The 22,454-nt window shown below is 39.0% G+C and carries 25 protein-coding genes, 1 pseudogene and 1 riboswitch; of the genes and pseudogenes, 5 read left to right on the top strand and 21 right to left on the bottom strand.

The features are described 5' to 3' along the window. Window positions 1-141 precede the first annotated feature (141 nt). On the bottom strand, window positions 142-1,314 hold the full coding sequence (locus AC5WOF_RS12455; RefSeq protein ID WP_496050281.1) for a cytochrome P450: 1,173 nt from the start codon (window positions 1,312-1,314) through the stop codon (window positions 142-144). Between the two features lie 321 nt (window positions 1,315-1,635). Between AC5WOF_RS12455 and AC5WOF_RS12450 the strand changes: the two genes are divergently transcribed. Next, the gene (locus AC5WOF_RS12450; protein WP_496050280.1) at window positions 1,636-2,010 is read left to right on the top strand and encodes a hypothetical protein; all 375 of its coding nucleotides are present in this window, start codon (window positions 1,636-1,638) and stop codon (window positions 2,008-2,010) included. A gap of 180 nt (window positions 2,011-2,190) precedes the next feature. On the opposite strand, the gene AC5WOF_RS12445 is transcribed toward AC5WOF_RS12450, so the two are convergent. From AC5WOF_RS12445 to AC5WOF_RS12430, 4 genes and pseudogenes are all read right to left on the bottom strand, one after another. Beyond that, window positions 2,191-3,480 carry a M20 metallopeptidase family protein gene (locus AC5WOF_RS12445; RefSeq protein ID WP_496050279.1) on the bottom strand — a complete coding sequence of 430 codons (1,290 nt, stop codon included), beginning with the start codon at window positions 3,478-3,480 and terminating at the stop codon, window positions 2,191-2,193. A gap of 115 nt (window positions 3,481-3,595) precedes the next feature. Continuing rightward, entirely contained in the window at window positions 3,596-4,402 is an 807-nt protein-coding gene (locus AC5WOF_RS12440; protein WP_496050278.1) for a MetQ/NlpA family ABC transporter substrate-binding protein, read from the bottom strand. Between the two features lie 12 nt (window positions 4,403-4,414). Beyond that, a complete protein-coding gene (locus AC5WOF_RS12435) occupies window positions 4,415-5,083 on the bottom strand; it encodes a methionine ABC transporter permease (RefSeq protein WP_496050277.1) in 669 nt (222 codons plus the stop codon). 31 nt (window positions 5,084-5,114) lie between these two features. Beyond that, window positions 5,115-5,873 (bottom strand): annotated as a pseudogene (locus tag AC5WOF_RS12430) (methionine ABC transporter ATP-binding protein); the annotation flags it as partial. A 34-nt stretch (window positions 5,874-5,907) separates the two neighbouring features. Further along, window positions 5,908-6,011: riboswitch (SAM riboswitch) on the bottom strand. A gap of 662 nt (window positions 6,012-6,673) precedes the next feature. Here AC5WOF_RS12430 and AC5WOF_RS12425 point away from each other — a divergent pair. Then, the gene (locus AC5WOF_RS12425; protein ID WP_496050276.1) at window positions 6,674-6,943 is read left to right on the top strand and encodes a hypothetical protein; all 270 of its coding nucleotides are present in this window, start codon (window positions 6,674-6,676) and stop codon (window positions 6,941-6,943) included. After that, window positions 6,916-7,203, top strand: coding sequence for a type II toxin-antitoxin system RelE family toxin (locus tag AC5WOF_RS12420; protein ID WP_496050275.1), 288 nt, complete (start codon window positions 6,916-6,918; stop codon window positions 7,201-7,203). The genes AC5WOF_RS12425 and AC5WOF_RS12420 overlap by 28 nt, the downstream gene beginning before the upstream one ends. Before the next feature lie 59 nt (window positions 7,204-7,262). Here AC5WOF_RS12420 and AC5WOF_RS12415 read toward each other — a convergent pair whose 3' ends face one another. The 11 genes from AC5WOF_RS12415 to AC5WOF_RS12365 form a co-directional block, all read right to left on the bottom strand. Next, window positions 7,263-7,958: an exopolysaccharide biosynthesis polyprenyl glycosylphosphotransferase gene (locus AC5WOF_RS12415; protein ID WP_496050274.1), complete on the bottom strand. Its 696-nt coding sequence runs from the start codon at window positions 7,956-7,958 to the stop codon at window positions 7,263-7,265. Between the two features lie 88 nt (window positions 7,959-8,046). Further along, window positions 8,047-8,979 (bottom strand): SDR family oxidoreductase, encoded by a 933-nt coding sequence (locus AC5WOF_RS12410; RefSeq protein ID WP_496050273.1) that lies wholly within the window; start codon window positions 8,977-8,979, stop codon window positions 8,047-8,049. Between the two features lie 60 nt (window positions 8,980-9,039). Continuing rightward, the gene (locus AC5WOF_RS12405) at window positions 9,040-9,786 is read right to left on the bottom strand and encodes an acyltransferase (RefSeq protein ID WP_496050272.1); all 747 of its coding nucleotides are present in this window, start codon (window positions 9,784-9,786) and stop codon (window positions 9,040-9,042) included. Between the two features lie 12 nt (window positions 9,787-9,798). After that, window positions 9,799-11,106: a nucleotide sugar dehydrogenase gene (locus AC5WOF_RS12400; RefSeq protein ID WP_496050271.1), complete on the bottom strand. Its 1,308-nt coding sequence runs from the start codon at window positions 11,104-11,106 to the stop codon at window positions 9,799-9,801. Window positions 11,107-11,121: 15 nt separating this feature from the next. Beyond that, window positions 11,122-12,225: a DegT/DnrJ/EryC1/StrS family aminotransferase gene (locus AC5WOF_RS12395; RefSeq protein ID WP_496050270.1), complete on the bottom strand. Its 1,104-nt coding sequence runs from the start codon at window positions 12,223-12,225 to the stop codon at window positions 11,122-11,124. Beyond that, entirely contained in the window at window positions 12,225-13,271 is a 1,047-nt protein-coding gene (locus AC5WOF_RS12390) for a Gfo/Idh/MocA family protein (protein WP_496050269.1), read from the bottom strand. Before AC5WOF_RS12390 ends, AC5WOF_RS12395 begins: the two co-directional genes overlap by 1 nt. Window positions 13,272-13,592: 321 nt before the next feature. After that, window positions 13,593-14,036 carry a 3-hydroxyacyl-ACP dehydratase FabZ gene (fabZ, locus tag AC5WOF_RS12385; protein ID WP_496050268.1) on the bottom strand — a complete coding sequence of 148 codons (444 nt, stop codon included), beginning with the start codon at window positions 14,034-14,036 and terminating at the stop codon, window positions 13,593-13,595. Window positions 14,037-14,107: 71 nt separating this feature from the next. Continuing rightward, the gene (gene pgsA, locus AC5WOF_RS12380; protein WP_496050267.1) at window positions 14,108-14,632 is read right to left on the bottom strand and encodes a CDP-diacylglycerol--glycerol-3-phosphate 3-phosphatidyltransferase; all 525 of its coding nucleotides are present in this window, start codon (window positions 14,630-14,632) and stop codon (window positions 14,108-14,110) included. A gap of 63 nt (window positions 14,633-14,695) precedes the next feature. Then, window positions 14,696-15,352, bottom strand: a complete 657-nt coding sequence (locus tag AC5WOF_RS12375) for a DNA-directed RNA polymerase subunit beta (protein WP_496050266.1) — start codon at window positions 15,350-15,352, stop codon at window positions 14,696-14,698. Window positions 15,353-15,546: 194 nt separating this feature from the next. Next, a complete protein-coding gene (spoIIID, locus tag AC5WOF_RS12370) occupies window positions 15,547-15,828 on the bottom strand; it encodes a sporulation transcriptional regulator SpoIIID (RefSeq protein WP_496050265.1) in 282 nt (93 codons plus the stop codon). Window positions 15,829-15,969: 141 nt separating this feature from the next. Next, window positions 15,970-16,653, bottom strand: coding sequence for a peptidoglycan DD-metalloendopeptidase family protein (locus AC5WOF_RS12365; protein ID WP_496050264.1), 684 nt, complete (start codon window positions 16,651-16,653; stop codon window positions 15,970-15,972). A 236-nt stretch (window positions 16,654-16,889) separates the two neighbouring features. Here AC5WOF_RS12365 and splB point away from each other — a divergent pair, with 236 nt between their 5' ends. After that, window positions 16,890-17,909 (top strand): spore photoproduct lyase, encoded by a 1,020-nt coding sequence (gene splB / locus AC5WOF_RS12360; RefSeq protein ID WP_496050263.1) that lies wholly within the window; start codon window positions 16,890-16,892, stop codon window positions 17,907-17,909. Window positions 17,910-17,951: 42 nt separating this feature from the next. Further along, a complete protein-coding gene (locus tag AC5WOF_RS12355) occupies window positions 17,952-18,284 on the top strand; it encodes a hypothetical protein (protein WP_496050262.1) in 333 nt (110 codons plus the stop codon). A gap of 63 nt (window positions 18,285-18,347) precedes the next feature. On the opposite strand, the gene AC5WOF_RS12350 is transcribed toward AC5WOF_RS12355, so the two are convergent. The 5 genes from AC5WOF_RS12350 to AC5WOF_RS12330 all read right to left on the bottom strand — a co-directional run bounded on the left by AC5WOF_RS12350 (window position 18,348) and on the right by AC5WOF_RS12330 (window position 22,367). Beyond that, window positions 18,348-18,479, bottom strand: coding sequence for a hypothetical protein (locus AC5WOF_RS12350; RefSeq protein ID WP_496050261.1), 132 nt, complete (start codon window positions 18,477-18,479; stop codon window positions 18,348-18,350). A 138-nt stretch (window positions 18,480-18,617) separates the two neighbouring features. Next, window positions 18,618-19,610, bottom strand: a complete 993-nt coding sequence (gene spoIID, locus AC5WOF_RS12345) for a stage II sporulation protein D (protein WP_496050260.1) — start codon at window positions 19,608-19,610, stop codon at window positions 18,618-18,620. Window positions 19,611-20,025: 415 nt separating this feature from the next. Beyond that, a complete protein-coding gene (gene murA / locus AC5WOF_RS12340) occupies window positions 20,026-21,321 on the bottom strand; it encodes a UDP-N-acetylglucosamine 1-carboxyvinyltransferase (RefSeq protein WP_496050259.1) in 1,296 nt (431 codons plus the stop codon). A gap of 21 nt (window positions 21,322-21,342) precedes the next feature. Next, window positions 21,343-22,056, bottom strand: a complete 714-nt coding sequence (locus AC5WOF_RS12335; RefSeq protein WP_496050258.1) for a YwmB family TATA-box binding protein — start codon at window positions 22,054-22,056, stop codon at window positions 21,343-21,345. A 68-nt stretch (window positions 22,057-22,124) separates the two neighbouring features. Continuing rightward, window positions 22,125-22,367, bottom strand: coding sequence for a DUF1146 family protein (locus AC5WOF_RS12330; RefSeq protein WP_496050257.1), 243 nt, complete (start codon window positions 22,365-22,367; stop codon window positions 22,125-22,127). Window positions 22,368-22,454 lie beyond the last annotated feature (87 nt).

Here is a 22,454-nt window from a genome sequence, read left to right as displayed (position 1 = left end):
ATCAAGCATAGGATGGGAATTCCACTAAGACCCGAGTCCCAAAATGTTTAGGGCTACAGATAGTAGATCAATAAAAGCAAAAAGACTTGAGTTTCAAAATAAACCCAAGTCTTTTAATATACAAGCTAACTGCATGAAAAATTAAGATTCACGCTTTTTGAATACAATTGGTAGTGATTTGATGGAAAACATAAGATTTATTTCATTCATCTCTGGTTCCTTGCCAGCATCCTTCAATTCCAATTGTTTAAACTGGGCAAATAGTAATTCCAAAACAATTTTCGCTTCTAATCTTGCTAATGGTGCACCTAAACAAAAATGAATACCGTGACCAAAGCTTGTATGTTTTAAATTCGTTCTGTTTAAATCAAAAGTATCTGGATTTTTAAATACAGATGCATCTCTATTTGCTGATCCCATCCAAGCATTGATGAGGTCACCTTTTTTTATGGTTTGACCACCTAATTCAATATCCTTTGTAGCAATTCGATTGATGTATTGTACAGGAGCTCGATATCGTAATAATTCCTCAATTGCTGTTGGGATATCTTCAGGATATTGGTAAAGATACTCTTGAAATTCTGGATTCTCGATAAAAGTATATAGAGCAGCACTGATTAAATTAGTTGTTGTTTCATTCCCAGCTACTAATAGGGTAATACAAAATGCAAGAAGGTCTTGTTCAGATAGTTTTTCTCCTTCTAAATCAACTCGTTGTAAATGAGAAATTAGATCGTCTTTTGGTTCTTTTAATCTCTCTCCAAATAAATTCATAAAATATTGAGCCATTTCTTGCTGAGCTTGGAAGTAACCAGTGACTCCACCTTCTACTTCTGTAGGGTTTTTCACGATGATAGTGGACCAAAATTTGAATTTGTCTTGATCCTCATACGGAACACCAAGCATTTTAGCAATTACTTTTATAGGTACTGGAATAGCTAGATCAGCTGTAACATCCATTTCTCCTTTATCTGCTACTTTATCCAATAAATCCTGCGTTATTTCTCGGATCCAAGGTTTCATATCCTCAATTACTTTAGGTGTAAATGCTTTAGATACGAGTAACCGAAGTTGTTTATGACGTGGCGGGTCCGACACTTGAATGGCAGCTGATAAAGTATTGTCCACTTTTGGAACATATTCTGATGAAAAGTTTTCCCAATCATAAAGTACTGTCTGCACATCATTATAGCGAAATACATGCCAAGTTCCTTTTGAGCCGAAATAGTGCATATAATCCTTGTCATAAAAGACTGGATTTTCCGCAGACATTTTTTTATACCAAGGGAAAGGATTAGAAACAGAATGGTTCAATTGATCTCCTCCAGAAGTAAAATTCAATCTATCTAATATTCTATTCTATTACAGAAAGAAAATAAATGAAAATTACCACTATTACTATTATTATGCTTATGTAGTGGGAAAATAATGTACAATAAATATTATATGGATGCAATATTGATTATTTCATATTATAATAATTAAATCTATTCGAAATAAGTAGAATTAAAAATTAACATGTTATCCATTTCACCCACATTCCACCAAACTTAACATAATGAGCTTTCTAAATATTATTCAAATCTAAAAAAGGACACTAACCACAGTGAACAATTTGAGAAAGGATAAAAAATTATGATCAAAACGATTACGATGTTTAAAAAAATAGAAAATGTGGATGCTCTTCTCAAATTTTATATCGAGACCATCTTTCCAACTATTCACCAAATCCCTGGAGTTCTATGTACGGATATTACAAGAGTATTTGATGTGAGCCCCGATATTGACCAAGACGTCAAAGGACTTGATATCATTATGGAAACTCACTTCGAATCAGAAGAAATAATGAACGGACTTGTTTTTTCGAAGGAAGGATATGAATTGATGTCCAAAGCAAGTGAAGTATCTGGTTGTGAAATCTCTTTTTTTGTTGGTAAAGAAAAAAGATTTTCCGCTGAACACACAGATGATCTACGAAAAACAATCGCTGAGATTGGGTATGAAGAATAAATAAAAGCAAAAATATTTTGGTTACATATAATAATAAAAGGAAAAAATAACTGACCTCAAAACTGAATTCTAACTATCTTCTTTTGAATTTTATCAGAAAATTGCTGCGTCCCCAAAACAAGGAGTCTTAGGGACGCTTTCATTTTTATATTCTATTATCTATTTTATTTTCGTACAGGTTTACTTGTTCAGCTTGTAGAGCAAGAAGAGAACCATTGCTTTAATTGCTCCCTGGATTGCTTCTTCGTTTACCCGGAAATCTCGACTGTGAAGGCTGCTGTTTTCCCGATCCGGGAATGCAACGCCTTCCCTAACGATCAGCGTAGGGCAATATAGTGTCGCATATCCAAAATCTTCTCCCCCATTTGACCTTGGAGCTTCATTCAGGACATGCTCGCCGAAGTGACTTGCCACGATTGCGGAAAACTCATCCACGAGCGTGGCATCACAGATGACAGCAGGGTAGCCATCTACTATGTTTACCTCCACCTGATAATCAGGATAGCAGGAGATAAACTTCTCAGAAAATTCCCTGAGCATCTGCTTGATGAGCTGACGAATCGCTGGATTATGACAGCGAATGCTTCCATTGAGGATTGCTTCGCCAGAGATCACATTGACAGCACTATCGTTATTCGGATTCAGCGGATCTACTTCCCCACACAGAACCTTGGTGAGCTCCGAGCAAGAAGAAGAGGCCGTCAGTCCAAGTGAATGTGCCCAGTCATAAAGCTCTGGGTGTTTAAGAGACCAATGCTCCTCAAGCCCATCATGCAAAACTTCGTCCAAAAGGACAAGCAACCTTGCCGCAATCGGAAGTGGATTTTTTGCCTTATCCGGATGACCAGAGTGCCCGCCCTTTCCAATGACACGAATAGAGAATGTGTCATAACTGGCGGTTATGGCACCCTTGCGCAAGCCAAACTGACCGGCGAGGAAATCTGGTGTGACGTGATACATCACTGCTGCATCATAGACATCACCAAGTTGTTCGGTCATGAATTTCAGCATGTCCTTACAACCACCTGGTGGTGTTTCTTCTGCAGGCTGGAACATCACGATGAGGGTTCCATTGAATTTATCTTTGTTTTCATGAAACCAGAGCATGATGGCAAATACTTGAGCAGTATGGACATGATGCCCACAACCATGGAATGCATCGTTGAACTGTTCGTGTACCCCTGAATCCAGATTCGGTTGGCCCGATAGAGCATCCATGTCTCCCCGAAGCAAGATAACCGGTCCGTTACCACCATTTTTCTGTCCGACAATCTTTACGCGCAGGCCGTACGTCCTGTCCTGCTCCACAGGGATTTGCTCGTAATCCACACCATGCTCTCGAAGCTTGTCTTCCAAGTAAGGAAGCGTCCACCTTGCCTCTTGAAAAGAAGGGCATGGATGAGCGTACATCTGACGGCTGATTTCAACAGCCAGATCAACTAGTCTTTTTGAAATTTTGGGTTGAGTCACAATACTCCTAAGTGAGTTTTGTACAGGACGTTTTCATTATAATATAAATATTTATATTTTTCTTTACTAAAAAAGAGTAAATTCCGTAGAATTTACTCCAATGGGAAATATAGTTTTAAAATGCAGGTACTACTGCACCTTTATATTTATCTTCTATAAACTTTTTCACTTCAGGAGAGTTCAACACTTTCGCTAGCTTTTGAATACGAGGGTCATTCTCTTTCCCTTTCTTGGTTGCAAGCACATTCACATATGGCGACTTAGAATCCTCAATAAAAATTGCATCTTTTGTAGGATTTAGTTTTGCTTGAAGTGCATAGTTGGTGTTGATGATCGCAAGGTCAACTTGATCTAAAACCCTTGGTAACATAGCTGCTTCAAGAGGCTTGATTTGAACATTTTTTGGATTAGCAACAATATTTTTAACCGTTTTTTCACCATTTCGATTGTCTAGCTTGATCACACCATTTGCATCGAGTAATAGCAAAGAACGGGTGATTTCTGATGTAGCATTAGGAACAGCGATAGTAGCTCCATTTTTTATTTCAGATTTATTTTTGATCTTTTGAGAGTAAGCACCCATTGGTTCAATGTGAACACCAACTACTTTTACCAAATGAAATCCGTTTTCTTTATTTGTTGTTTCCATCCAAGGAATGTGTTGAAAATAGTTAGCATCAATTTGGCCTTCTTCTACAGCACGGTTTGGTAATACATAATCTTGAAAGACCTTTACTTGAAGATCAACACCTTGTTTTTTCAAAATTGGTTTTACATAATTTAAAATTTCCGCATGAGGAACCTGTGTTGCTCCTACTGTCAATGTTTGTAATCCAGTACTTTTACTAGTATCTGTGTTTCCACAAGCAGACACGATTACTGCAAGAATAAGAGAAAAACTCAATAATAGCCACTTTTTCATTCCTATACACCTCTATGATTGTAAGTTTCGTTTATCTAATCGACGGGAAATAAAATCTCCAATCCATTGAACCAATTGCACCATTACAACAAGTAGTATTCCACAAGCAAACATCATTTTTTCATCAAACATCTGAAATCCGTAGCGAAGTGCAAGGTCACCGAGACCTCCTCCTCCAACCATCCCAGCCATTGCAGAATAACTGATTAAACTAACACATGAAACGGTCAAACTCGAGATGATCGCCGGCATTGCTTCTGGCAGGAACACACGCAATATAATCGTGAAAGGACCTGCACCCATTGCTTCTGCTGCTTCTACTACCCCACGATCAATTTCCCGGATAGCAGTCTCCACCATTCGAGCAAAAAATGGTGCCGCACCAGCAATCAACGGAATGGTCGCTGCCGTTGTTCCAAGTGATGTACCTAAAATCCATTTCGTAACTGGAAATAAAAATAAGATCAAGACGATAAAGGGTACAGCACGAAAAATATTTACAATAAAGCCTAAAACCTTTTGTAACCATCTTTGTTCCCAAAACTGACCTCGATCTGTAACTACTAATAAAACACCCAAAGGTACACCGATCAATGCTGCAAAAAAAGTAGAAATCGCAACCATCCACAATGTTTCCTGTGTTCCTTGAATAATGAGGTTCCAATCCAGACTAGGAGACATTTCGATTCCCCCCTTTCTTAGGTGTTAGACCCAAAAAAGATTTGGTTACCGTGTGCTCAGGGTTGGAGAAGACATCCGCTACTTTTCCTGTTTCCACAATGCGGCCAGCCTCAAGGACTGCAACTTGACTGCAAACTTTTTCAACAACAGACATTTCGTGTGTAATAAACACAAACGTAATACCTGTCTCCTGATTAATTTCTTGAATTAATTGTAAGATGGAGTCTGTTGTCGCAGGATCGAGTGCAGAGGTGGCCTCATCACAAAGTACGATCTCTGGATGATTTGCGAGTGCTCTAGCAATTCCCACACGTTGCTTCTGCCCACCACTTAATTGTGAGGGATAAGCATTTTTCTTGTCTGTAAGTCCGACACGTTCTAACAATTCTTCTACACGAACCTTGATTTCAGACTTCTTCTTGCCCACAATTTGCATTGGGAACGCGACATTTTGAAATACTGTTCGAGATGATAACAAATTAAAATGCTGGAAAATCATTCCGATCTTACTGCGAAGCTGACGTAATTCCAACTTGTTCAGATCCGCGATATTTTTCCCCTTTAGCAAAACATCGCCTTCAGTTGGTTGTTCTAATCCATTTATCATTCGCAGCAAAGTACTTTTACCTGCTCCGCTATGACCAATAATCCCAAGCATTTCTCCTGTCTGTACTTCTACAGACACACGATCAAGTGCTGTTACTTCAGCATATCGTTTGGAGACGTTTTGCAACTGGATGAAACTCAATTTCAAAGCACCTCCTAAAATAATAAAAATCCCTTTCCGCATAGATGCAAAAAGGGATATATTATCATATCGCCTTCTCTCATCTGCCAGAACTAAAATTCTGTAGGAATTGGCACCTTTCCTTAACGGATGGTTGCCGAGGTATCATAGGGCCTGTCCCTCCACCTCTCTGGATAAGAGAACTACATATCAAGTTAACTTTATTATAATGGATAAAAATATAAAAATCAACATGGAAATATAAAGAATAAGCATAGAAACCTATTCCGATTTCAAGTGATCAACCAAAATGTTTGTAAATGCTAAATCATTTTTAACTACATAAAAATAGAACAACAGATTACTCGGATTACCAATACTAGAAAATATCTGTCCCCTGCGCTATGGTAACCACGGTGAACATTTTTATTTCAAATCAAACATTATTCTGAAATAATATAAGCCAAATTGTAATAATGACATATGATATTACCCCAACATTACAGTTCATTTACATTTCCCCCCAAATCCTTTAAACCTCACACATTTTGAATATAATAAAGACATCAGATCAAAACGGAGGTGTCTTTGATGCAATACACAGTGGTAGGTAAGTTTTTCTGGTTGGGAGTTATGAATGCAGTGTTACTCAGTATTCCGATGTGGGGTCTTATCTACTTGGCGCTAAAAAGCATTTTTTAGACCCTGTGTAAAAAAATCAGGACACTTATATAGAATGAATCAAAAACCGGGAATCCTTTAAAGATACTCGGTTTTTGTATTCTGTTGAAATAACAGGCCTATTGCAACAAGAAAAAAAGGGAATACAATGTAGGTACAATTTAGATACAGGAGGGATGAGAATGGGCGTTACAAACGAAGAACTATATGAGCTAATTGACAAATTGGATGAGAAAGAAAAAGAAAGTTTATATAAATTCCTTCGCCCTTGGTCTAAACGCAAACAACCAACAATAAATGAAGTAAAAGCTTATTGGAACATGATCGATCAATTAGAACCGGAAGATATTCCCTTATCAGATGAAGAAACTCGTCAAATGAACAGTCCAGAAGAGTATGTGGCATGGGAGGAGCTTATGAAAGAATGCAAGAAGGACGAAACGAAAGATTAGTGTATGAATTAATTATCAAAAAAGAAGCAAAGAAATTCATCCTAAAACAAAATGAACAAATGAGACAAGGAATACTTCAAGATCTAGATAAATTACGAAATTTCCCTTCTGTGGATTGTGATATTAAGCCCTTGAAAGGTTACAAAAAAACATATCGACTCCGAATCGGTACTTTCCGAGCTTTGTTTGAAGTGAATGCAGAAAAAATCTTAATTCTTGTATTTGCAGTAAACAATCGGGTGATATTTATAAGTGAATAATTCATAATATTATGTATATATAACATTTTAAAAAAATGGAGCATCTGCTCCATCTTTTTTTATCTTGCTCCATCTCCAGTAAATACAACTTTAATGGTACGGAAGAAGATTTTTGTATCTAATTTAAAAGATTGTTTTTGGATGTAGTACATATCCAAGTCCAATTTCTCCGCTGGGGTCATTTCATAACCACCATTGACTTGAGCCCAACCAGTAAGACCTGGTTTAACCAACAAACGATTTTTAAATCCAGGAATTTCTTTGTCAAATTGCTCGGTAAACATTGGACGTTCGGGACGTGGACCAATTAAACTCATTTCACCATTTAAAACATTGAATATTTGTGGCAACTCGTCAATCCGCGTTTTACGAATAAAATTTCCTACTTGAGTAACACGTGCATCATTTTTTGAAGCCCATTGTGGTCCATTTTTCTCAGCGTCACTGCGCATCGATCTTAATTTCCATACATTAAATAGTTTTCCGTTTTTGCCAACTCGTTCTTGTTTATAAAAGATAGAACCAGGTGACTCCAGTTTAATCGCAACCGCAGTGACGAGAAGCACCGGCAATGTGACAACCAGTAATAAAAGGGAGAATAATATTTCAAAAGTACGTTTTATCGCAGGATACATAACCCCACTCATACCTGTATCCCCAAAATACAATTGTGTCTGGTTTTCTGCCATTACTTTGGAACGCATCTCTTCACCACTCCTACTTATATATCTATATCCAAATTTGTTTGGTTTCATTACGAAAGTAACATTTATGTTACAGGAATATTTCATGACCTGTAACTTAGTATAAAGTAGTTGTAATGAAAGTACAAGAGGTTAATTGTTACAATATTTTAGTAGAATTTTGAAGTGAATAATATTGGTAAGTCTTACGCAATCCCTCATCCAATGATATTTTTGGAGTCCAATGCAAACTGTTTTTTGCCTTATTTACAGTGAAATAACTATGCTTAATATCTCCAAGTCGCTCTTTTTCATAATTGGTTTCTTGGGACTTCCCACTGACTTCCTGTAGTTTTTCCGCCAATTGATTCAAAGTAGTATGTACACCTGTCCCAATATTAAACACTTCGTTATTACCAGCTATCAGCGCTGCCAGATTGGCTCTGGCGACATCTTCTACATAAATATAGTCTCTCGTTTGCTCTCCATCTCCAAAGATCGTAAAAGGGCTTTCCGCCAGCACTTTATCGATAAAAATAGAAATGACTCCGCCTTCACCTTGAGGATCTTGACGAATACCATACACATTTGCATAACGTAAGATGGTAAATTCCATCTCATACATTTGCTGATACACCCGTAAATACTGTTCCGGTGTGTATTTGGATATCCCATATCCAGAAAGCGGGCCTACAGGATGTCTTTCATCAATAGGGACATACTGTGGATCTCCGTAGACTGCTGCCGAAGATGCATAAACAAACTTTTTGGTACCATGCAAACGTGCAGCCTCAAGAAGATTAATCGTACCGAGAATATTCATATGCGCATCATAGACTGGCTGACGGACTGATGTCTGCACAACAGTTTGTGCTGCCTGATGAATAACTACTTCCGGTTTTTCACGTTGAAAAACTTCTTGAATCTTAGCATCTTCCATATCGATACGGTAAAATGCTGCTTTTTGATTTAGGTTTGTCTCTTTACCGGAAGACATGTTATCAATGATGACCACTTTATGACCTGTTTCCAGCAATTGATCCACAATATGTGAACCGATAAAACCAGCTCCACCAGTTACAAGAACCTTCATCTCCCTAACTCCTCTCCTATAAAAATGGGAACAAGTTTTTTGCCTTGTTCCCCATTGAGATTACTCTTGGTTTTCCAGTTTTTCTTTGGCTGGCACATCACGCAAGGTACGAGCAGGAACACCCACATATACTTTTGCTACTTCAGTATCTTTGTTAACCAACGCACCTGCTGCAATAAAACTCTCTTCTGCAACAGTAACACCAGGCAATAAAATAGAAGCTCCTCCGACTCGGGCACCTTTCTTGATATGTGGCCCACTAACCAATTTAAATCGCTCCTTTGTACGACCCATAAAGTTATCGTTGGTTGTCGTAACAGTTGGAGCAATAAATACTCGTTCTTCGATGGTAGTATAAGCGGTAATATAGGCATTGGTTTGGATTTTGGTATAGGACCCAATTTCTACTTGGTTTTCTACTGCTACTCCTCGTCCAACCACAACTGAATCACCAATGGAAACTTTCTCTCGAATGGATGCTTGGTCTCCCACCATCACTTCGCGACCGAGTTTACTGCCTCGATAAAGCACTGTATTTGCCCCTAATGTGGTTCCTTCACCAATTTCAAGCGCAGGCAGGCTTGTATCAACTTTTACGGTAGAAGCTTTAGCTGGTCTTGGCCAACGACCTACTACACAATTATCAGAAATAAACACATGATCCTTGACAACCGTATCAGCATGAATGGTGACATTGTTTCCAATGGTAACATTATCCCCAATCACTGCTCCTTCTTCGATCACAGAAAAGTAGCCGATTGTTACGTTTTGTCCCAATTTTGCTGTGTCATGAATATAATGTTTCATGCGACACCTACTTTATAATTTTTCGTAGTACGCGTTGATGTTTTTGATATCTTTTAGTGCATTTCGTGTATCAAAAATAGCAGTAGAAGCATCAGCAATTTGTTGATAATCAAACGCAGTATGATCTGTCGTGATCAATACCAAATCTGCTTCTTTTAGTTTCTCCTCAGTCAGTTCGACTGTCTCATAAACCTTTCCATCTAGTCGGAATGAAGGAATATGCGGGTCCACTAAATCAAAATCAGATTGGTAATTCTCAAGCAGCTTGATGATTTCCATTACAGGTGATTCGCGATAGTCATCGATATCTTTCTTGTAAGCAACACCGAGTACTAACACTTTTGCTCCTGAGAGTGACTTTTGATAGCGGTTCAAGATTTTCATCGTACGATCCACTACGAAATTCGGCATTTCATTATTGATCTCACCAGCCACTTCGATCAAACGAGTGTGGTAATTGTATTCCCGTGCTTTCCAAGTAAGGTAGAAGGGATCAATGGGAATACAGTGCCCACCTAGCCCTGGACCTGGATAAAAGGCCATAAATCCATAAGGTTTTGTTTTTGCAGCCTCGATAACTTCCCATAAATCAATGCCCATTTTATTACAAAGAATAGCCATTTCGTTTGCAAGACCAATGTTGATGTTACGAAATGTATTTTCCAAAATCTTTTCCATTTCCGCTACTTTTGGGCTAGAGACTTCATGCACATCGCCTTCTAAAACGCCGCGATACATAGCAGCAGCGATTTTGGTACAAGTAGGGGAAACACCACCTACTACTTTTGGGGTGTTTTTTGTATTAAAGGTTTTATTTCCTGGGTCTACACGCTCTGGAGAGTAGGCAAGATAAAAGTCTTTTCCAACTTTTAAACCTGTTTCTTCCAAGATCGGTTGTAACACTTCTTCTGTCGTACCAGGATAAGTAGTACTTTCCAATACAACCAACATGTTTGGATGAAGATATTTTGCAATCTCTTTACCAGATGCCTCCACATAGGTAGTATCTGGTTGCTGGTACTTATCCAAAGGAGTAGGTACACAGATCGCAACGGCGTCTACCTCTTGGATTCTAGAATAATCAACGGTAGCCGTTAATTGACTGGAACGAATAATTTGCTTCAGTTCATCATCTACGACATCACCGATATAGTTTACACCATTGTTCACCATATCAACGCGCTTTTGTTGCACGTCAAAACCGATTACTTTATAACCAGCTTTTGCTTTTTCTACTGCAAGAGGCAAGCCTACATAACCTAGTCCTACTACCCCGATTACTGCTTGTTTCGATTCAATTTTTTCGAGCAAACTGTTCACGAGCGTTCATCCCCTTTACTCAAAGTAGTTTCTCACAACCTGAACAATATGATCAATCGTCTCTCTACTTAGCTCTGGATAGAGTGGCAGAGCAAATATTTTTTTGGAAATGGTCTCTGCGTTTGGTAAATCCCCCTCTTTGTAGCCAAGCCCTTTATAGACTTCTTGTAGATGTAGTGGCAGAGGATAATAAATACCGGAAGCGATACCATTTTCCTTCAGATGAGCCATTAATCCTTCACGGTCTTCTGTCTGTACATTATACAAATGGTAAATATGTTTACGATCTTCAGCATGATATGGGGTTACCACTGGTAGTTCCGCTAATTTTTTATTGTAGTACGCAGCATTTTCAGCACGCGCATTGTTCCATTCATCTAAGCGACGTAATTTGATCCGTAATGCAGCAGCTTGAATTTCATCCAAACGACTGTTGTAACCAATCATGCTGTGGTAATATTTTGGACTGCTTCCATGCACACGCAAAATACGAAGTTTTGCAGCCAATTCATCATCGTTGGTAACGATCATTCCACCATCACCATAACCACCGAGGTTTTTTGTTGGGAAAAAGGAAAATGTAGCAGCATGTCCCCATGATCCAATTCTTTTCCCTTTATACTCTGAACCAATTGCTTGTGCTGCATCTTCTAAAACAAAAATGTTGTGTTGTTCAGCGAGTTCCATAATAGCATCCATATCAGCTGGTTGGCCAAAAATATGCACAGGAATGATCGCTTTTGTTTTTGGAGTAATGGCTTTTTTCAATTGCTCCACATCAAGATTGTACGTTTTGGGATCAATATCTACGAATACAGGAGTAGCTTTCAATTGGGAAACTACTTCAGCAGATGCAAAGAAAGTAAAAGGAGTGGTGATCACTTCGTCTCCTTCTTTAACCCCGGCAGCATCTAAAACAAGTTGCAGAGCATCTGTACCGTTTCCTACACCAATAGCATGTTTTACGCCGCAATATTCAGCTACTTCTGCTTCGAATGCTTTTGTTTCTGGACCTAAAATATAATGTCCGCTTTCCAAGACACGATCAATTGCATCACGAACTTCCTCACGAATACCTTCATATTGTTTGGTGAGATCTAACAAAGGAATTTTATTCATTATTTGATAGCTCCTTCTCGAGATTTTAACAACTGATCCATGTGTACAGGTTGACCTGTTTCAGCAGCTTGTTGGCATGCAATTACAAACGCCAAAGCTTCTCTTCCTTCTTTACCGGAAACAACTGGAATATAATCTTGAGCGATTGCATTGGTCATATCTTGGATAATACATTCATGTCCAGGAATACCAAATGGATCTTGATCTATTTTTTCAATCGTGTTCTGTTTTTCTTCTTCACTTAAGCCTTCAAAATTCCAAGTCTTTATCCAGTTTGCATTCGGTCCGCCAATTATTGCAGTACCCGTTTCTCCAAAAATAGATAGAGATTCTTCTAGGTTTTTTGGATAGATGGTAACTGCTGCTTCTAAAACTCCCAATGCCCCGTTTTTAAAACGAATCACAGATAAAGAAGTATCTTCTGCTTCGATATCGCGTAAACGCGTAGCATTGTAGGAACTAACTTCTTCGATTTCTCCCATCATCCATAGCATCAGATCCATGTTATGGATCGCTTGGTTCATCAAGACTCCACCATCCATCGCTTTGGTTCCTCGCCATGGTGCCTGATCGTAATATGCTTGGTTGCGATTCCAACGCACTGTCGCATTTGCATGACCAACTTTACCAAATGAACCCTTGTCCAACTGTTTCCTTAACTCGATAATAGCCGGGCGGAAACGATTTGGATGGACAACTGCCATTTTCACCTTGTTTCTTTCACAAGCTTCCATCATCGCATCTGCATCTTCTAAGGTAAGTGCCATTGGCTTTTCCACTACAACATGCTTTTTAGCTTCTGCAACTTGGATAGTTAGTGCTTTATGTAGCCCACTTGGAGTACAAATGGAAACAACATCTACTAGATTGCTGGAGAGCATGTCTTTTAAATCCAAAAAACCTTGGACATTATCTGTGACAAATTCCTGTAATCTTTCCTCATTGGTATCACATACAGCAGTCAAAACCGCGCCTTCCACATTTGCAATAGCCGCAACATGTTTTTTGGCGATATGACCGCAACCTACTATTCCATAGCGGATCATGGTATGTTACTCCCTCTCTTTAAGCAACATTTAATATTACAGTAACATTACGATCACTGTAACACAAATGAAATGTTTTTGATATAGTCAACCCTAAATAGACACACTTTATTTGTTAATCTTCGTATGTACTGCAAGGCTCTTGCCAACTAAAATCCCACGTAATACGTGGGAAATAAGAGTCTGTTTCAATTGTCACAAGAGCCATAATTATAATTATGCACAATACCAAATGTCTCAACATAGCTAGTCACATTCGTTTTCCTGCTTACAAGAATTACTCAGAAATCGGTGCCTCACGAAATACATTCAAGTGAAGTATTATTTATCATTATCTCCATCCATGATAGCAAACATGATTTCTCCGTCAGCGACTATTTTGTCACCAACACGGGCTACAGCATTCCCTTTCCCCATTTTCCCACGTAAACGTGTCATCTCAACCTCAAGTTGGAGCGTATCTCCTGGCTTTACTTGTCCACGAAAACGGACACGATCAATACCAGCAAAGAACGCAATTTTCCCTTTGTATTCATCTAATATAAGTATCGAACAAGCTCCTACTTGTGCCAAAGCTTCTACAATTAACACACCAGGCATCACTGGGTAATCTGGAAAATGTCCTTGAAAAAAAGATTCATTCATCGTTACGTTTTTGATTCCAACTGCTTTTTGGCCTGGAACTACTTCTATAATCCTGTCAATCAACAGAAATGGATAACGATGAGGGATAACTTCTTGAATCTTATTAATATCCCATTCCATGTTTCTTCAACTCCTTTTCGCTAGCCAACTATACTCGATACAGTTTAGCATACGAATGAGGCGATGACGAGCTAGGTTACTCTTTTATTAGCAGAACGAATGAGAACGAAATAAATAAGAGTGGTTAAATAAGATAATCCAATGACATACCAAAGAAATGTTTGTGCACCATTTATGGAGAAGAGTAGGGTGAACAAAGCAATATAGAAGAGTACTGTTGTGAGTTTCCCCATAATATTTGCTGGGATTGTTTTCTTACCTTTTAAGTGAAACAGGGTGGAGTAGATAATCATGGAAATATCACGCAAAAAGACAGCAAATGCTGCCCATAAAGTAATTTTATGTGTAATGAGAAGCGATAAAAATACCGCAATGATCATTAACTTGTCTGCTAAAGGATCGAGAAGACTGCCTATTTCGGTTACAAGATTATAACGCCTCGCTATATATCCATCCACCACATCTGTAATTCCTGCTAGCAAAATAATCGCAACAGACCAATATAATTTACTAGGTATATCAGAAAAATATATAAATAGATAGGCAGGGACCAAGAAAAAGCGGAATATAGTAAGGATATTTGGTATGTTTATCATCTAAGACCCTCCAGCTACCACAAAGAATCCCGTCTTTGTGGTAATTCACACAGACGGGGTTGTTTATCCATAAATTAAATTGTATACATGTATCCACATATTCATATCAAATATATCACTAACCGGCTGACCGCCTACAACCGTGTGACCAATAATTAAGCTGACAAATAAGACAATAACTAAAAGTGCAGGGACTCCTAAAATCCATATACTACGTTTTACCCATCTGGAATCTGTTGTATACTCTTCTTCGTCTTCCTCGTACTCAACATAATCTTTTGCAGGGGGCTGATGGTGAATGGTGTTTAATTCTTCTTCTAATTTTTGCGGATTTAACGAATTTAATTCCTGTTCAATTGCTTTTAATTGTTCTGCATCAAATTCATAAGTTTTAAAATCAATCGGAGTAAGGGTATCTTCAATTCCAGCGAGTGGATCTTGTTTTTTCTTCTCCTTCCCCTCTTGTGAAGAAATGTTTGTTTCTTGTTCTTTCTCTGCTTCCAATAAGGTTGCTGAAACTTCAGACTGAACACTATCTTTCTGGGTAGATTCTTCTTCTTTTACTTCCATTGCTTTTTCTTTACTTTCTTTTTGCTCTTCTTTTTCCTGATCCTCTTGTTCCTTGCTCCACTTTAATTCCCCAACTGGCAAACGATTGTCATCTTGTTCTACATTGACTTTGTCGTTTTTTGTATCTTTTTTATCTTCTAATTGACTCATGTGTCATACCTCTCCAATTACGATAAGCTTGTCCATCGAAATCACCTAACAAAAATATAACAAAGCATACCTCGATTCGTCTACTAACACCAGTGAATATTGTATTATATATTTTACCATATAATCAGAAGGTCGGAGATGGGACGATTATGTAAATTTTGAATACATCCGACCTTCCGAAATGTGAAATTTATTTATATAGGAATCCGCGCTACATCTTTGCTGCCTGCTTTGCGCTTATATTTTATTTTGGTAGCTTCTCCACCACGTAGATGTCTTATGGATTTATGATATTCTAAAATTTCTTTTACTTCATTAGCCAGATCCGCATTTATTTCTGGAAGTCTTTCTGTTAAATCTTTATGCACTGTACTTTTTGAAACCCCAAATTCTTTTGCTATTACTCGTACAGTACTTTTGGTCTCTACAAAATATTGACCAATTTTTATGGTTCTCTCTTTTATATAATCATGCAACTCCCCTCTCCTCCTTTCTGCTTGTTTGATACATTATATGAAGCGTACAACCGGTTATGCTGGTACAAGCTAGAAAGGATAGTTAATGAAAAGATGAATGAAGAAGCCACAAAAAAACGCCCTAATCATAAGGGCGTTTTTTTATTTTACATATTCATTTGGATTTAAAGCTTGGTTATTCTTCCGAACTTCGAAATGAAGATGTACACCTTCGTTTTTCTCAAATTGGTTTTGTCCTGCTTCCGCAATGACATCCCCTTTCACCACTGATTGGTTTAGCGTAACCTTTACATTGGACAAACTTTGGTAGATAGTGGTTAAACCATTTTCATGTTTGATCTCTACTAATTGACCAAGAACAGGATTTTTTTCTACTCTAACCACTTTTCCTGATGCGCTGGCAACAACATCAAATGATTTTCCATTTTTTCTAGCAAAATCAATTCCTGTATGAGGCCAATAAGTATCCGCATATTTGACCAATGCGCTTTCTTTCGCTTTATCACTAGCATTTGCATCGTAAAAATCCATCATTTTGGTAACTGTTGGGTCACTGGCCACTGGTAAGGAAATCTGTTTTAGATTCTCAGATGGAACTTCTTCTACTGGCAAAACAGTATCAACATCAGGACTATTTGTCCGAGTTACATCCTGTTGTTTTGTAGACTGATACCACCATGCCATACCGAGTACACATACTGCAACAGTCATATAGAGCGCTGGAAAAAACCATTTTTTGTCTAAAAGTTGAGTAGTTTTCTTTGTTTTTTGGTTTTTGTTTTCATCCAGAAAAGAAACTTTGTTTTTTGGTTCTTCTGGTTTCATAAGCCTGATCACCTCTAGTGACCAGTCTCGACGCATATACACCTGTTTATACCTTAATTGGTAAATTTTGTTTCATCTTTAAGAAAAAATGAAACACTTGGTTAATATTTAGTGGGGGACAAATGCAAAAGCAAGAAAAGCTAAAAGAAACAACCATTTCATTGGTAATTATTGTACCTATTTTTCCTAACTTCTTATGGAAAAAGTATAAGTAAATGTGCAACAGGAGTTAACCCATGAAACCATTTCAACCTGAACTAGTTTACTTTGAACCGGCAGTTTTAGATTATCCACTTGGAAAAGAACTATATAAAAAATATAAACAAACCGATATCCCTGTAGAAATGACCACTTCCCACAATCGCATTACGAATCTTCCAGGAGAAACGGAATTGGAAAAGTACCGGATTGCAAAGCGGACATTAGTGGTAGGTATTCGAAAAACACTTAAATTTGACACCTCAAAGCCATCCGCAGAATACGCCATTCCACTTGCTACTGGATGTATGGGGCATTGTCATTACTGTTATCTCCAAACAACGATGGGAGCACGTCCTTACGTTCGTATCTATGTAAACTTAGATGATATTTTCCAAGCAGCTGATCATTACATTGCCGAAAGGGCACCTGAGATCACTCGGTTTGAAGCTGCTTGTACCTCAGATCCAGTTGGCATTGAACACATTTCTGGCTCACTAAAAAAAGCGATTGAATATATGGGAGAAAAAGAATTAGGCAGGCTTCGTTTTGTTACCAAATACGCCAATGTCGACAGCTTACTCGATGCGAAACATAATGGCCATACTCGCTTTCGCTTTAGTGTTAATGCGGACTATGTCGTAAAAAACTTCGAACCCTCAACTTCTCCTTTAGCTGACCGCATTGAAGCAGCTGGAAAAGTAGCCAGAGCAGGATATCCACTCGGATTTATCATCGCACCGATCATGATATTTGATGGATGGGAAGATGGCTACTCGGATTTAATCCAAAAATTACATGATACCTTGCCGGATATAGATGACCTCACCTTTGAACTGATTACCCATCGATTTACAAAAACAGCAAAAAACATCATTGAAAAGCGTTATCCTAAAACAAAATTGGAGATGAACGAAGAAGAGCGGAAAAAGAAATGGGGACGTTATGGTCGAACGAAGTATGTATACCAAGATGTACATATGGAGGCAATACGTGTGCATATGAAAACACTAGTGGAACAATATTTCCCACAAGCAGAAATCAGCTATTTGACCTAGTTCTTGCTTAAAATAGGCTCAGGATGAGCCCAGATCACTCGCGTGATCCAGTCTCATCCTGAGTGTCCCGGAGGACTACTAGGACTTCCTCTTGCGCTGCTTCCGCTTGCTGGTGCCCGATACCGTCGGGCTGCCCGTCCGCATGTCGCCCGCCTGCGGCATCTTGGTGCTCGCCGGCTTCCGCTCGGAACGCGGGGGGGTCGTCTTCGGCTCATTCGGCTTGCGGACTCGCTTGCCCTTCTTGGCCATTGTTCCTCCAGAACTTTGCTCATTCGATTAACTTCATTATATTCAAAAGAAAATTGCAAATCAAGAAAAAAGAAAGGAAAACACCAGCAAACTATTTTGAATGCTGGTGTTTCTATTTATATATAGAATTTTATTTTTAGCATCAGACTGCCATGCATCACACATGGCAGTCCTTATGAATGACCAGAGTTACTTTACTAGCCGGAGATCGGATCGTCCCTTAGAAGCAATGTCGTAGACATTCACTTCCACGTAGATCTCTACACCATCTTCCGGATCAGGGAGACGATAGACCTTCCCATCACGTACATACGCGGGCATGATCTGCGGGACTTCCTTTCCATCCTCCACGATGTTTCTCTCGGTTGCATTCAAAGAACGGATCGCCACGATTCCTCTTCTCGTCTTTTCATGGTCGAATTTCTTTTTGATTATAGAAAAAATTATAATTGATATCAACTAATATTTTATATTTTCAATTTCCGTACCCCGATAATAATAGGTGATAATCGCTTCGGCTGACCTTCCTTGTTTTGCCATCAAATTCGCCCCCCATTGACTCATGCCAACACCATGCCCAAATCCATGGGTAATAAAAGTGATGTGATCCCCCGCTTGCTGCCACGAAAAATCAGAGGATGCCAATCCCAATGCCTCTCTGACTTCTCTCCCTGTAAAAATGTGATCTCCAATTTTGATTTTGGCAACTCGTTTTCCAGAAGTTCTTTTTAAAATTATAGGGTGTCTTTGTGAAAAGGCTGTGATGGAAACTTTTTTCCCAGTATGTTGTTCCAATGATTGGACGACAGAAGATACCGTGAATGTTTTACTGCGCATAAACTTTGGAGATAGTTTATCCCAAGTTGATGGAACACTTCGCAAATATGGGTAGGCTTCTGTAAAATATTCCTCTGAGTTTTCTGTGTATCCATTACTAGTTGAAAAAAAAGCTGCATAGATTGGTTTATCTTGATAGGTAATAATTTTCCCTTTTGTTGAGTTTACTGCATCACGAACTTTTGTCATATTTTGTTGATAGTGAATTCCCCACTTTTTCTTTAGTTTTTCATCTGTAGCATATACTTGATCTTTAACCGTATCTGTCACAGTTGCTTCTTTATTTTTCACACGACTATAAATATAAGTACGGGCCGCCATCGCCTGTGCTCGTAGAGATTCGGGTTCAAATTCTGCTGGCATCTCAGAAGCTACCACCCCGCGAATATAATCTTCTAGTGGAAGCTGAACGATCTTTTTTTCAGCGGATAACTTAACATTTATATAAATTTTAGAGTCATCAGCTAGGTTATTGTTACGCTCAGGAGCGAGAGCATCTACTTTTATACCATCTTGCTGAAAATCTACTAAAACCATTGGAATCAACACGATAGCTAGTGGTAAAAGGACAAAAAGGGAACACATCAATCCAACAAATTTGTAGTTATGGGACAAAAAAAAACCTCCTAACAGGAATCTTTCTCTTAGCCTATTAGCAGAAATAGTAGATTAGAACTCTTCTATCAAAGTAATATGTATCAGTCTTGCTCGTGCGAACCCATAAGGCCGCACGAGCAAGCAGCATTCCTCACGACAAGAGGGTCACTCCTATGTTTGCGATGAGACAGAGAATCACTATGCCAGCGAGGACGTAAAAGAACATCCTCGTTTCTGAACATACAAATTCATCCACTCTCTCTGCCCTCTTTTTCAAGTTCTTTTGAGCTCGATTTTGCGAAGATAGAGTGATGAATTGACAGAATAGTTCCATTCCGAAAAACATCTTTTTCCCTTCTGTGCTGGAGTACCTATGATTTCATTATAAAGAAAAAAATCGCTCTAACATAGAGCGATTTCCACATTGGCAACTTTATGCATAGGAATGACTAGTTGCGGAAATTTCCTCTTCCACAGTCACACGCTTGATTTTTGCACCTAATGACTGTAACTTCCCAACAATATCTACATAACCACGATCCACATGATGTAAACCGTACACCTCTGTTACTCCATCTGCTACGAGCCCAGCTAAGATCAAAGCTGCTCCTGCACGCAAATCTGTAGATGTCACTTGTGCACCGGAGAGCGGATGGCCTCCTTCGATCACAGCGGTTCTACCATCAATTTTAATATGAGCACTCATCCGTTTCAGCTCTTCCACATGCATAAAACGATTTTCAAATACGGTCTCTGACATGAGACTAGTACCTTTAGCAGTTAATTGAAGTGCCATCACCTGCGATTGAAGATCAGTAGGGAATCCTGGGTAAGGTAAGGTTTTGACATCAATTGGTTTTAATTCCCCTTCTGCCCGAACCAAAATACCATCTTCGCTCACCATCACTTGTACACCCATCTCGCGTAATTTCGCAATAAGAGGGATGAGATGTTCAGCTATCGCCCCTTCTACAAATACTTCCCCACGAGAGATAGCGGCAGCAACCATATAGGTTCCTGCTTCAATCCGATCGGTAATCACGGTATATTCGGTTCCATGTAAAAAGTCAACTCCATCAATGCGAATCTCATCGGTTCCAGCTCCCCGAACCTTTGCCCCCATTGCATTGAGGAAATTTGCTAGATCGACAATTTCCGGTTCACATGCTGCATTCTCAATCACCGTACGACCATTTGCAAGACTAGCTGCCATCATAATATTTTGAGTAGCACCTACACTTGGGAAATCCAAATAAATACTCGCTCCTTGCAGTCGATCTGCAACTCGGCCTTCAATATGTCCAGCTTCAATTTCAAATTGAACTCCCATTGCTTCTAAGCCTTTTAAGTGCTGATCAATCGGACGGCTGCCAATTGCACATCCTCCAGGTAACGGAATTCGCGCATGTTTTTTTCTCGCCAGAAGTGGACCCATAATGAGAAACGAAGCTCGCATTTTCCGAACCAAATCATACGGAGCTTGTGTGGTCTCAAATGTTTGAGCATCTATGTGTACGCTATCTTCTCCGAGTTCTGCTTTTATTCCTAAACTAGACAACATTTTGGTAATCGTTTTTACGTCGTCTAACATAGGCACATCCAAAATGGTAATACTCCCTCTTGCTGGCAAAATAGATGCCGCTATCAACGGTAGAACCGCATTTTTAGCACCATGTACTTTCACTTTGCCTTGCAAACGGTTTCCACCTTGAACGATAATTTTTTCCACATGTCTTCCCCCCAGATGATCTTAATATTCCACTGTAATAATTGGCGAACCAATTGTCACGATTAGCTTGCCATCTTTTGCATCACGATGGGTTGCTACTTGGAGATTCATTTTTCCTCCCCCGGTTTGGATACTCTCCGGAAACAAAGATGAGTATGCGGAAATACTCACAGTCTGATCGGTTTCCATTCCTTCTATCTCTTTTGCATCTAATAGTTTCACAATGTTATGTGCAGTCTTTATTGTATCTGTGGAATGATCTAAATTTCCTTGTATCGAGTAATGCAGATGTGTAGGAATCTCTTGTTCGAAAAGGAATTTTTGGATTCGATCCGCCGCCTTAGGCCAATCATCTTTTGGCTTTCCATGGCCTGTCACTTGTATCGCTATGTATGGCTCTGATACTTTTGCCTCAGGTTGGTCGATGATCATATAAAATGAGACCTCTAAATTTCCCCACTTTCCAGAAGCATCATAGCGAATACCATCTTGATCCGTACGTTTTTCTAACTTGCCTAGAGAAAGCTCATTCACCCATTGTCGCATGTTTTGTTCTGCTTGTGAAGAAGATAACAGGTGACCCATACGACCACTGTGATGAACAACATAAGATGTCGGCTCGATCTCCATTTGGTAGGCTACTCCAAGTAACTTTTGAGGTACTACTGAACCTGCTTGGCTACTTCCCATCAAAATAATACTACTAATAAGCAAGATACCGATCCATCGCAACATCATAAACTCTCCCTACAGCCATTTGATATCCATTGTGTACGTGCGGATGAGAGTTTATACAAATGATGCTAGAAAAGATACTGCCCGATAATCCTAGACCAATCTAAATAATTGATAAAGAAAAGGGCTAGTTGATGGCCGATGATGATCGATAACATCATCATGACAATAAAAGCAAACCAAGGCTCTTTTATCTTCAATATCGCTTCGATCCGAACACGGAGTAACACCCACCATGTAAAGGCAATCAAGGTTAAAGAGAAGATGATGTTTGTTAGGGCGGAAACACCAAGTTCTGTTGCTTGCTCCATGATAGCACCTCCATTGTTCACGGTTCACACAACAAGTCTATCGTACACGAAAAAACAGTTCCATCGCAAAACATTTTTTGAGATTAT

The sequence above is a fragment of the Shimazuella sp. NTD250 genome (assembly GCF_059510375.1).
Note: the sequence above shows the minus strand (reverse complement) of the source record. Positions and strands in the feature narration are given on the sequence as shown.

Bases quoted from the DNA above. Each gene is read 5' to 3' on its own strand.
- AC5WOF_RS12415 (WP_496050274.1), bottom strand. From the start codon at position 7,958: ATGAAACCAAACAAATTTGGATATAGATATATAAGTAGGAGTGGTGAA.
- fabZ (WP_496050268.1), bottom strand. From the start codon at position 14,036: ATGGAATGGGATATTAATAAGATTCAAGAAGTTATCCCTCATCGTTAT.
- AC5WOF_RS12350 (WP_496050261.1), bottom strand. From the start codon at position 18,479: ATGCCCGCGTATGTACGTGATGGGAAGGTCTATCGTCTCCCTGATCCG.
- AC5WOF_RS12420 (WP_496050275.1), top strand. From the start codon at position 6,916: ATGCAAGAAGGACGAAACGAAAGATTAGTGTATGAATTAATTATCAAA.
- AC5WOF_RS12375 (WP_496050266.1), bottom strand. From the start codon at position 15,352: ATGAGTCAATTAGAAGATAAAAAAGATACAAAAAACGACAAAGTCAAT.
- pgsA (WP_496050267.1), bottom strand. From the start codon at position 14,632: ATGATAAACATACCAAATATCCTTACTATATTCCGCTTTTTCTTGGTC.
- AC5WOF_RS12435 (WP_496050277.1), bottom strand. From the start codon at position 5,083: ATGTCTCCTAGTCTGGATTGGAACCTCATTATTCAAGGAACACAGGAA.
- AC5WOF_RS12410 (WP_496050273.1), bottom strand. From the start codon at position 8,979: ATGAAGGTTCTTGTAACTGGTGGAGCTGGTTTTATCGGTTCACATATT.
- AC5WOF_RS12365 (WP_496050264.1), bottom strand. From the start codon at position 16,653: ATGAAACCAGAAGAACCAAAAAACAAAGTTTCTTTTCTGGATGAAAAC.
- AC5WOF_RS12440 (WP_496050278.1), bottom strand. From the start codon at position 4,402: ATGAAAAAGTGGCTATTATTGAGTTTTTCTCTTATTCTTGCAGTAATC.
- AC5WOF_RS12450 (WP_496050280.1), top strand. From the start codon at position 1,636: ATGATCAAAACGATTACGATGTTTAAAAAAATAGAAAATGTGGATGCT.
- splB (WP_496050263.1), top strand. From the start codon at position 16,890: ATGAAACCATTTCAACCTGAACTAGTTTACTTTGAACCGGCAGTTTTA.
- AC5WOF_RS12330 (WP_496050257.1), bottom strand. From the start codon at position 22,367: ATGGAGCAAGCAACAGAACTTGGTGTTTCCGCCCTAACAAACATCATC.
- AC5WOF_RS12335 (WP_496050258.1), bottom strand. From the start codon at position 22,056: ATGTTGCGATGGATCGGTATCTTGCTTATTAGTAGTATTATTTTGATG.
- AC5WOF_RS12405 (WP_496050272.1), bottom strand. From the start codon at position 9,786: ATGAAACATTATATTCATGACACAGCAAAATTGGGACAAAACGTAACA.
- AC5WOF_RS12395 (WP_496050270.1), bottom strand. From the start codon at position 12,225: ATGAATAAAATTCCTTTGTTAGATCTCACCAAACAATATGAAGGTATT.
- AC5WOF_RS12425 (WP_496050276.1), top strand. From the start codon at position 6,674: ATGGGCGTTACAAACGAAGAACTATATGAGCTAATTGACAAATTGGAT.
- AC5WOF_RS12390 (WP_496050269.1), bottom strand. From the start codon at position 13,271: ATGATCCGCTATGGAATAGTAGGTTGCGGTCATATCGCCAAAAAACAT.